The 9319-nt window shown below is 65.2% G+C and carries 7 protein-coding genes; 2 read left to right on the top strand and 5 right to left on the bottom strand.

All coding sequences use genetic code 11. The features are described from left to right. Nucleotides 1-2133 (bottom strand): ESPR-type extended signal peptide-containing protein (locus EJP69_RS29095; protein WP_276318411.1); only part of this gene is annotated, 2133 nt, incomplete at its 3' end. Nucleotides 2134-2729: 596 nt separating this feature from the next. Here EJP69_RS29095 and EJP69_RS29755 point away from each other — a divergent pair. After that, complete coding sequence (locus EJP69_RS29755; RefSeq protein ID WP_126473883.1) at nt 2730-3068, top strand: hypothetical protein; 339 nt, start codon at nt 2730-2732, stop codon at nt 3066-3068. Between the two features lie 501 nt (nt 3069-3569). Here EJP69_RS29755 and EJP69_RS29085 read toward each other — a convergent pair. Beyond that, nucleotides 3570-4112 (bottom strand): diguanylate cyclase domain-containing protein, encoded by a 543-nt coding sequence (locus tag EJP69_RS29085; RefSeq protein WP_240652329.1) that lies wholly within the window; start codon nt 4110-4112, stop codon nt 3570-3572. A 23-nt stretch (nt 4113-4135) separates the two neighbouring features. Further along, nucleotides 4136-5032, bottom strand: a complete 897-nt coding sequence (locus tag EJP69_RS29080; protein ID WP_126473881.1) for a LysR family transcriptional regulator — start codon at nt 5030-5032, stop codon at nt 4136-4138. Nucleotides 5033-5185: 153 nt separating this feature from the next. Here EJP69_RS29080 and EJP69_RS29075 point away from each other — a divergent pair, with 153 nt between their 5' ends. Beyond that, nucleotides 5186-5839 (top strand): hydrolase, encoded by a 654-nt coding sequence (locus tag EJP69_RS29075; RefSeq protein WP_126473879.1) that lies wholly within the window; start codon nt 5186-5188, stop codon nt 5837-5839. A 180-nt stretch (nt 5840-6019) separates the two neighbouring features. Here the strand turns inward: EJP69_RS29075 and EJP69_RS29070 are convergent, their stop codons facing one another. Together EJP69_RS29070 and EJP69_RS29065 are read right to left on the bottom strand one after the other, a co-directional pair. Then, nucleotides 6020-6916, bottom strand: a complete 897-nt coding sequence (locus EJP69_RS29070) for an amino acid ABC transporter substrate-binding protein (RefSeq protein WP_126473898.1) — start codon at nt 6914-6916, stop codon at nt 6020-6022. A gap of 259 nt (nt 6917-7175) precedes the next feature. Then, the gene (locus EJP69_RS29065; RefSeq protein WP_126473877.1) at nt 7176-9173 is read right to left on the bottom strand and encodes a phosphatase PAP2 family protein; all 1998 of its coding nucleotides are present in this window, start codon (nt 9171-9173) and stop codon (nt 7176-7178) included. Nucleotides 9174-9319: the final 146 nt, after the last annotated feature.

The raw sequence follows: 9319 nt of genomic DNA, 5'->3' as shown, positions 1-9319 counted from the left end.
GGCCGCCACGTCGTCGATCGCAGCATTGGTGGCGAACAGTTGCGAGCCGTTGATCGCATCGGTCGAGGTCCCGGAGATCCGGCCGGCCGCCACGTTGGTGATCGTGCGCTCGTTGCCCACGCTGCCCACGCTCACGGTGCTCGTGGGGTTGGTGCCCTGGAAGTTGTAGGTCGTGCCGCCGATGGTCACGCTGGGCGTGCCCACGGCCGTGGTGGTGACCGAGCCGGAGCCCAGCGCCACATCGCCTGCATTGGCGCTCGCCGTCGCCGCATCGCCGATGGCCACGCCGCCCGCCTTGCCCACCGCGCCGGCCGTCGAGCCGTTGCCCAGCGCCACAGAGCCTTGGCCGATCGCCTTGTTCCCGTTGCCGATCGCGACCGCACCATTGGCCTGGTTGGCTGCCGTGGCCGAGGCCGTGCCGTCGCTGTTGGCGATGTTGTCGGCGCCGCCGGTGAAGGCACCGTTACCGCTGGCAAAGCTCGGATCGCCGATCGCGACGGCCCCGTTGCCGTAGGCGGTGTTGCCCGAACCGATGGACACGGCCTTGCCTCCGGTGGCGGTGGCGTTGGTGCCGATTGCAACCGCTTGAGCCGAATCCGCGCGGGCATTGCTGCCGGCTGCGATGGTGTTCAGGGCCGTGGCGCTGGCCAAGCGGCCGATCGCGATCGCTTCCGTCTGGGTCGCGGACGACTCTCCACCGATGGCGATGGCACTGGTTCCCGCTGCATTGGCGCCCGCGGTCGCGTTGCCGCCCAACGCCAGAGAACCGGAGCCCGAGGCGCGCACGGCCGTGGCGGCATTGGTCCCGCCCGAGCCGAGCGCGGTGGCGTTGTCGGCAGCCGCGGCGGCCCGGGTACCGAGCGCGAGGGCGTCGACTCCGGCAGCGCGGGTCGCGACGCCCATTGCGACGGCGCGAGCCTGAGACGCTTCCACGTCCGTGCCGACGGCGATGGCCGCCTCGGCCGTGGCGCCCGTTCCTGCAACCGTGCGTGCGCCAAGATTGATGGAGTTGATCTGGGAGGCGATCGACTGGAAGCCGATCGCGATGGCGTTGCGGCCGCCCGCGCTGGCGCTGCTGCCTTGCGCGACGGCATCCAGTGCTGAGGCGCTTGCCTGGGTACCGATCGCGATCGCGTTGCCCACGCTCGCTTTGGCGTTCAGGCCGATCGACGTCGTCGCGTTGCTCGCGACGCCGATGCCTGCGTTGGTGCCGATGGCGATGTTGTCGTTGCCGCTGACCAGATTGCCTGCCGAGGCTTTCAGGGTGGCATCGTAGGCGACCGTGCCGTCTCCTGTGCCGAAGGCGACGTTGCGCGTGCCCGTGACGCCCGAACCTGCGCCCCGCATCGCACTCGCGATGCCTCCCCCCATGGCGGTGTTCTGCGCGCCGCTGACCAGCGTTCCGGCGGCAATGCCCACTGCGGCCGAACCCGTATTGGCGCTCGTCGAGCCCGCGCCCGCGCCTTGGCCGACCGCGACTGTGCTGGCCCCGCTTGCGACCGACTGGGCTCCGAGTGCGAGCGAACTATTCCCCAGCGCCCGAGCGGCATTTCCTACGGCAGTGGCTGCTTCGTCGGTCGCCCTTGCGGTGGAGCCGATGGCGGTTGCCGTCTGGGCGGTCGACGCGGCTTGTACACCGATGGCAACGGCAGCGTTACCGCTTGCGGTTACGTCCGTACCGATTGCGATCGAACTCTCACTCAATGCGCCTGTCCCCGGAGCGGTACGTGCGCCGAGGTAAAGGGCATTGATCGCAGAAGCAATGGCGCCGAAGCCGACAGTCACGGCATTCAGTTGTGTACTGCTGGCGCCATAACCTATGGCAGTGGCTCCACCTGCAGTCGCTTGAGACTGCTGGCCCGCGCACGTGGCGGAGCCGCTGTAATAGTTGTATGGCGCCGTGGTGCATATCGCCGACTGCGCCTGCGCCAGCGACGGCGCGGCCACGCCACCCAGTGTCATCAGCGCCGTCATGAGCCCCGCGCGCAAGTGCCCGGAGGCGAGCAACGTGAGCGCGCCGGGCGCAGCCGCCACGCGGCTGCCGCCCCGCTTGCCTCGGGCGCGGGTGTTTTCCGACGCCGCGACCCAGGCGCCAAGGGATTCATTCCAAATTGAACAATAAGTCGTATTCATGGGGCTCCGTCCATTCGATTTAAACCGCGTCTCCCTGGAAATTGCTCTATTAACTGTTGTTTACAACTATTGACGACGGAGTTAACGATTGCAACTTGGCCTGTTGCTTTTCGGAGGAATTTGGTCGAACAGATTTAGATTTCCATATAAAAATCGAAAACCAATAGTAATATAAAGTTACTAATTAATTAAATTACTTACCTCATTTTTGGCCTTTTGAGATGTGACTTCCTTGTCGTTTTTTTGTTCTTTCATCGAAGACCCGATGAATAGCTGCCGCTTTTCGTGGCGTATTGCCGCGATTGCAGGAAAGTTGCGGCCGGGAGGCGACGGCGGACGGAGAAACGCCCGCGCTAGCGGTTTGGAAGAGGCCCCGGCGTCGCTGGGACAGCGTCCTCGACGCGAAGTCGCATCAGCGAACCACCTGCCACATGGGCCTGCAGGCCCTGACGCCCGCTGACGCTCTGCGGCAGGCCAGTTGCCTCGATGGAGTGGGGTCACCCGCCAAGCGCCCCAGCCCACACGGGATGTGTTTCCTCCAGCGATCGCCAGGATGGAGGGCGCCCGGCGCGAAGTCGTGACCGCCCGGCAAGAGCTTGAAGTGGCTGAACGCAGTTCCTGCAACGGCATTTCGCGATCACCTGGATGTTTCTGCGGGTGCCTACCTTCTCAAATTACCTCGCCGGCAGCCAGCACCAAATGGATCCGCCTTGCAAGGCATGGCGCGCCATATTCAAGGGCTTTTTCGATCAATATCTCCCCGGAAGCCGTTGCTCATACGCAACGACTTCCGGGTAAAGCTCTCGCAACCAAGGGTCTGCGTAGCGATTACATCGAAAAATGAATTGGTGAATGTCAATTTTGATATGAATAAAAAACCACAAACCCCGTTAAGCCGCTCACGATGCATGCCCGAAAGAAATCAATTTATTTAATTTCACGCGTCGTTGCCCCTGCCTCACGGTCGCGAATTCGAGAAGCTTGGGTGCCTCTGATGGACTGCGGTCCGACACAGACCACCTGCTGAGAGGATGCGTTTTGCAGGGTCAGATCAGGGCTCCAAGCGCTGCTGTGGCTGGTTGTCCGACCAGGGGCGGGGTTCTCGAGCGGGGCCTTCATGGCTTGGGCTGTTGCACGCAGCGTTCGGCATCTGCTCAACGACGCGGGCCGTCTGCGCCCAGAACGCCGACATCGAGAAATTCAACGGCAAGGTCCGCGACGAAGGTCTGAACAAGCAGTGATTCGAATCGCTTGCGCAGGCCGGCGAAAGGTCACCCGGCGGCGGCGCGACTACAACGAGAAGCGGCCCCACATTTCGCTGGGCCGCACCCGGCCGGCCAGGTTCGCCACCTGGCATCCCCGCCGGGCTCAGGATTCCATGGAAATCAACATCCGCGCCATTCGGGGAGCAGCAACATCCCCTTCCCTGGGGCCTCTCAAGAAGGACCGTGCAACTCACCCATGGGCGATGGGCCAGGATCTGAGCGTGGCGGTGCTTCTCCGATCAGCCCAGGCGCCACCTGCACGTTGTTGCGCCCCGCTCCCTTGGCCTGGTAGAGCATCTCGTCGGCCTGCTTGACGAGCGCGGCCGCCGTCGTGGCGCCGCCCCGGTAGAACGCCAGGCCGATGCTCGTGCTGATGGCGATCGTGCGCTGCTCGACGGCGAACGGTGCCTGCATCGCCACGATCAGCTTCTGGGCTGCGGACACCGCGCCATTCGGGTCGGGCAGGCCTTCCATGATCACCGTGAACTCGTCCCCGCCCAGGCGTGCGCGCACATCGCCGGCGCGCAGCGCCTGCGACAGCCTGCCCGCAAAGCCCCGCAGCAGTTCGTCTCCCGCCTGGTGTCCGAACTGGTCGTTGATCCGCTTGAACCCGTCGATGTCCAGGTACATCAGCGCCATCAGCTCGCCGGGCGATCCGTCGACCTGCCATGACTCGCCGGAGGGAGTGCCGCCAGTTTCGCCCCGGCACACCATCACGGTCAGTGTCGACGCACCACTCAGGCAGATTCAGCGCCTGCCGGGTGCGCAGACCGGTCGCAATACTCGATCAGGAGCTCGGTGAGGACCCGCACCTTCCGCGCGGGATGCGGACCTGGCGGGCGGATGACATAGGCACCGGCCGGAGGTGGTGGATGACGTGTCATGACCGGCACGAGTGCCCCGGAAGCCACATGTTCATGGGTGAGCCAATCGGGCAGGTAGGCAATCCCGAGTCCTGCTGTGGCTGCGGCGACCAAAGCAGTGCCGTTGTCGGCCTTGAAGCGCCCCTGCGGACGGACCGTGATGACCTTGTCGCCGTCTATGAGTTGCCAGGCCTCGGTTCCCTGCATGAGAGCCTGATGGGCGACGAGTTCCTCCGGTGTCTCGGGCGATCCATGCGCCTTGACATAGTCCGGACTCGCGACGAGCTTCCCGTGGATCGGGCCGATGCGTCTTGCAATCAAGTTGGAGTCCGGAAGATAGCCAACCCGTATCGCACAGTCGTAACCCTCCGCGATGAGGTCAACGAAGCGATCGCTGTAGCAGGTCTGGATATGAAGCCGAGGGTGGCGTCGTGCCATTTCCGCAAGGATGGGAGCGAAGTGAGTCGGGCCCAGAGAAAACGGCACGGCAACACGCAGGCGGCCACGAAGTTCACCGGCGGGCAGGATCGTTTCCCGGGCCGCGTCAATCTCGGCGCAGACCCTGGCTGCGTGGTCCCGGAACGTGGTCCCGGCTTCAGTGAGCGCAGCGCCGCGGGTGGATCGCGCAAGCAACTGGACACCGAGTTCCGCTTCAAGCCGAAAGAGGCGACGGCTGACGATGGACTTGGACACGCCGAGCCGGAGCGCGGCGGCCGAAACCCCGCCGGCATCGGCGACTTCCACGAACGTCCGCAGCTCTTCGATGTCCAACTCGGTGTTCCTCTTTCTGCGACACAGCTCGCCGCGGGATGGTACTACCGCGTCAAAAAGGGGAACAACACAATCCTGAGCTCGGGCTGCATCGCCGACGACGCATGTTTCCCGAAGAGCAATTCCGCTCACACCGGCACAAAGGATCCATCCATGACTTTTCGCAACGGCCTTGCTTCGCTTCTTCGTCCCGAAGACTCGGTACTCGTTCTCATCGACCACCAGCCCTACCAGCTCGCCAATCTGAACAGCCACGACCCGCAGGCGGTGGTGAACAACACGACCGCCTTGGCCAAGTCCGCCAAGGCCTTCGGCGTCCCCACCATCCTGACCAGTGTGATCGCGGCTCGAGGTGGTCTGATCTTCCCGCACGTCACGGACGTGTTCCCCGATCAGGAAGTGATCGACCGGACCTTCATCAACACCTGGGAGGATCGGAAGGTTGTCGATGCGGTCAAGGCAACGGGGCGCAAGCAACTGATCATCGCCGGCCTGTGGACCGAGGTCTGTGTCGCGATGCCGGCGATCCAGGCGCTGGGCGAGGGCTGGGATGTGACGGTGGTCACGGATGCGTCGGGCGGCACTTCGGTGGAGGCCCACGAGGTCGCGATCCAGCGCATGATCCGCGCGGGCGCGAACATGATGACGTGGTTGGCGGTGGTCTCGGAGTGGCAGCGTGACTGGGCCAGGACGGAACATGTCGCAGAGCTGACCGAAGTGCTCAAGCAGCACGTCGGCGGCAGCGGTATCGCGTACCTGTGGGAACAGCAACTGCTCAACACGCCTGTGCCAGGCAACGCAGGATGATCCGAGCGGGAACGAAGGGCCGGGATGCATTGCAGGCGCCGGTCGCCGAGCGGTCGCAGGCCCTCTACCGCGAACCCGTCTGCGCCGAACCCGGCCTGAACTGAAGGCGACTTCGTCGCTGTGCGCGGCCACATCCACTGCTGAGCGGACGAACTGCTGGTGCGCACACCAGACAGTGCCTCAGATCGAATAGCCGAGGACCATCGCGATGCCGGCCTGCTTGTTCGGCCGGACAAAACTGTCGCGCGTCAGGCGCCCCATCTTGATCGTGAGCGTATCGGTCTTGAACCACTTGTCGTAAAGCGCGTTGATCTGGCCGCTCGCATACAACTGCGCGAGGCTGCGATCGACGGCCGCCAAGAGCGCGGTGTCGCCATGGCGCACCATCACCGCATAGGGTTCGACCGACAGGGCGAGGCTGCTCAAGTTCAGCTTGTCGAGCGCCCTGTCATTCGAGGCCAGGCCTTGCAACAGCGAATCATCCTGCGCAAAGGCGCGCACCTTGCCTTCTTTGAGCGCCTTGTAGGCTTCGCCGTTGTTCTCGTAGGTGATGAGCTTCGCCTCGCGCAGATCTGTACCGGCGAGTTGCTTGAAGAGCTTTTCGGATGTCGAGCCCTTGCTCAGCGCCACGGGAAGGCCATTGAGGTCCTTCACTGCCGCCACATGCAGATCCTTGCCCGTGAGCACACGCATCCCGGCCACGAAGAAGGTGTAGCTGAAGTCGACCTTCTCCTGGCGAGCCACGGTGTTGGTCGTCGAGCCGCACTCCAGGTCGATGTCGCCGGCGAGCAGCTTCGGGATGCGTTCCGGCCCGGTCACGAGCTTGTACTGGATCTTGATGTCGGGCAGCTTGAGTTCGCGCTTGATCTCTTCGACGGCATTCAGGCACAAGTCGATCGAATAGCCAGCAGGCTGCTTTTGTGCATTGACGAACGAAAAGGGTGGCACGGCCTCGCGCACACCGAGCACGATCGTGCGCGTTTCACGAATCTTGCTCATCGTGTCGCCAGCAGCCTGTGCCGGCGACGCTGCCAGCGCGACAACGAGCGGAATCATCGTGGCGCGCACCACATGCATGGGGGAAAAGTACATAGGGACTGCGAGAACCTCAACGGGTATCTATGGGCTCGGCCCGTCCAGCGGGAGGACGCTCGGCCGCGAGTGCGTGTCGAGTTCCGCCTGCATGCGTCATCGAGAAGTGCGCGGCGATTATTTGCAGACCGCACGCTTTCTACTAGCCCTGAAGAATGGAATGCAGGTACTCATTTTTCAAAGCAATCGACGGTAGCGCGAGCGTCTCGCAGACCGTCAGGACGGGCCTGCGAGACGCTTGCCTTCATGCGTCGAAGCGCACGATGAGCTGAGTCCCCGTGTAAGTCGGCGTGACCTTGAAGCCCGGCGCATTGATGGCCGAGAAGCGGCCGGTCAGGGCGCCGCTGCTGATGACCGTGAGCGTGTCGCCCGCGCCGGGCGCGAAGCCGGGCTTGAAGCTCAGGTTCAGCGTGCCATCCAGGGCGGCCACCCCGGCCACGTTCAGCCTGCCGGCGCCGTTGCCGCCCAGATTCAGTTGCAGCGTCGTGCCCGCCAGTTGCGTGTAGGCGCCCGCCATGGTGATCGTCGAGGGCGCGTTGCAGACCAGCGTGCCGCCACCGACATAGACGTTGCCCTGGCCGAAGGCCCCAGCGGCATCCGCCTGCAGCGTGCCCGCCACGAGCTGCGTGCCGCCGGTGTAGCTGTTGCTGCCGCCGAGCGCGAGCGTGCCGCTGCCCTTCTTCGTGAGCTTGCCGGCGCCGGAGATGTTGTTGCGCCAGCTGTCCAGCGCGTTGAAGCCGCCGAGGCCGGCGTCCATGGTCACGACCACATCGCCGTTGAAGACGCCGTAGCCATCGGCTGCGTCGAACAGGTTCAGCCGGCCCCAGCCTTCGGGATCGTCCATCACCGGATAGCCCGAGGCCACGGCCGTGGTCTTGAGCACCACGCGGCGCTGCGTCGCGTCGAGGTAAGGCAGGCGCGTTTCGAGCAGCACCTCGGCTCCCTTGGGCACCACGGCGGGCTTGGTGGTGTCGCCCACCGGCTTGAAGCCGAAGGTCAGCCGGCGCAGGTAGTCGGCCTTGCTCGCGGCATGGTCCGCAAAGCGGTCGGTGGCGGTGCCTTGCGAATGGGCAAAGGCGTTGAAGGCGGCGGCATCGCCCGCGCCCACCGCGGCCGTCAGCACGCTCTGCGCCTGGGCATAGGCCGCGGCCTTGCGCGCGGCGTTGGCGCCGGTGGAAAGGCTCGCGGTCGCCACGGCCTGTCCGTGCAGGCGTCCGCCGACCACATCGAGCGGCGAATGCATGCCCGCGAGGATGCGGTTCTCGCCGAGCTCGAGGCCGCGCGCCACCATTTCCTGGAAGCGCTGCGGCACGACGTAGGCGGAGGCGATGGCGTCGCGCACGGCCTCGGCCGTGTGGCCGCTGACGAAGCCGCCGTCCGTGGCCGGAGTGCCGCTCTTGGCAGGCTCCAGCGCGGGCACCACCTTCACGCTGTTGCTCCAGCGCCAGGGCCGTGCGTACTTGTAGAAGCGCTTGGCGGGCTCGGTGGAGCCGTTCTCGCCGATGTTCTTGAGCAGGTCGACCACCGTGCCGAAGCCCGGGTTCGCGGCGCCGGCCACGCCCACGTCGTTGCCGCCGTCGTTGTAGAGCACCGTGGTGGCGTCCGCTGCGATGCCGGTGATGGTGGTGACCTGCTGCGTGGCCGTGCGCCAGGCGCTCGTGAGCGGGCCCATGCCGTCGCTGATGCTGTAGCCCTTGCCGCGGCGGTCGTCGAGGTAGGCGGCCAGTTCCTGCGCACTGGTGCGTGCGTTGGTGGCGTCGACGACGTACTGGATGTTGCGGTTCAGCACATCGGTGTTGAGCATCTTTCCATCGGTGGCGTCGCCCGGGACGCCGCTCCATGTGGAGGCGACGACCGCCGGAAAGCTTCCCTGCGCGGGGGCCGACACGCCTGCGTCGACCAGCAGCGTGCTGGGCTGCCAGAAGTCGAGGAAGCCGGCGACCACGCGCACGCCGGCATTGGTGTCCTTGGTCGCGTAGCGCGCATCGCCGCGCTGGTTGGTCGCGACGTTGTCGACGAAGGGCGGCACGGCGACGGCATCGGGAACGGGCGCCGTGTCGGTGAAGCCCAGGTCCTTCGGCGGACCTGCCACGACGACGGCGGGCGGATTGGTCGCAGCCGGTGGCGTTGCGGCGATCGGGAACGAGACGCCGCTGCCGCCTCCACCACCGCAGGCCGAGAGGCACAGGGCTGCGACGAGGGTGATGGCAAAGGGACGGGCGGAGGGCAGGAGATGGGCCATGGAGAAATGAATGGAGGGAGAAGTGAAGGCTCTGCGCAGAGCGAGCGATGCCCGCGGCCCCGGCAATCTAGGGACACAAGAAGTCATTCCCATGAACGCCGACGCACGGCGCCCCATCGTGTGGTGCCGGTGCCCCGAAAGCGGCT

Source organism: Variovorax gossypii, assembly GCF_003965815.1.
Classification (GTDB): Bacteria; Pseudomonadota; Gammaproteobacteria; order Burkholderiales; family Burkholderiaceae_C; genus Variovorax; species Variovorax gossypii.
This window is presented reverse-complemented; position numbering and strand designations above follow the sequence as displayed.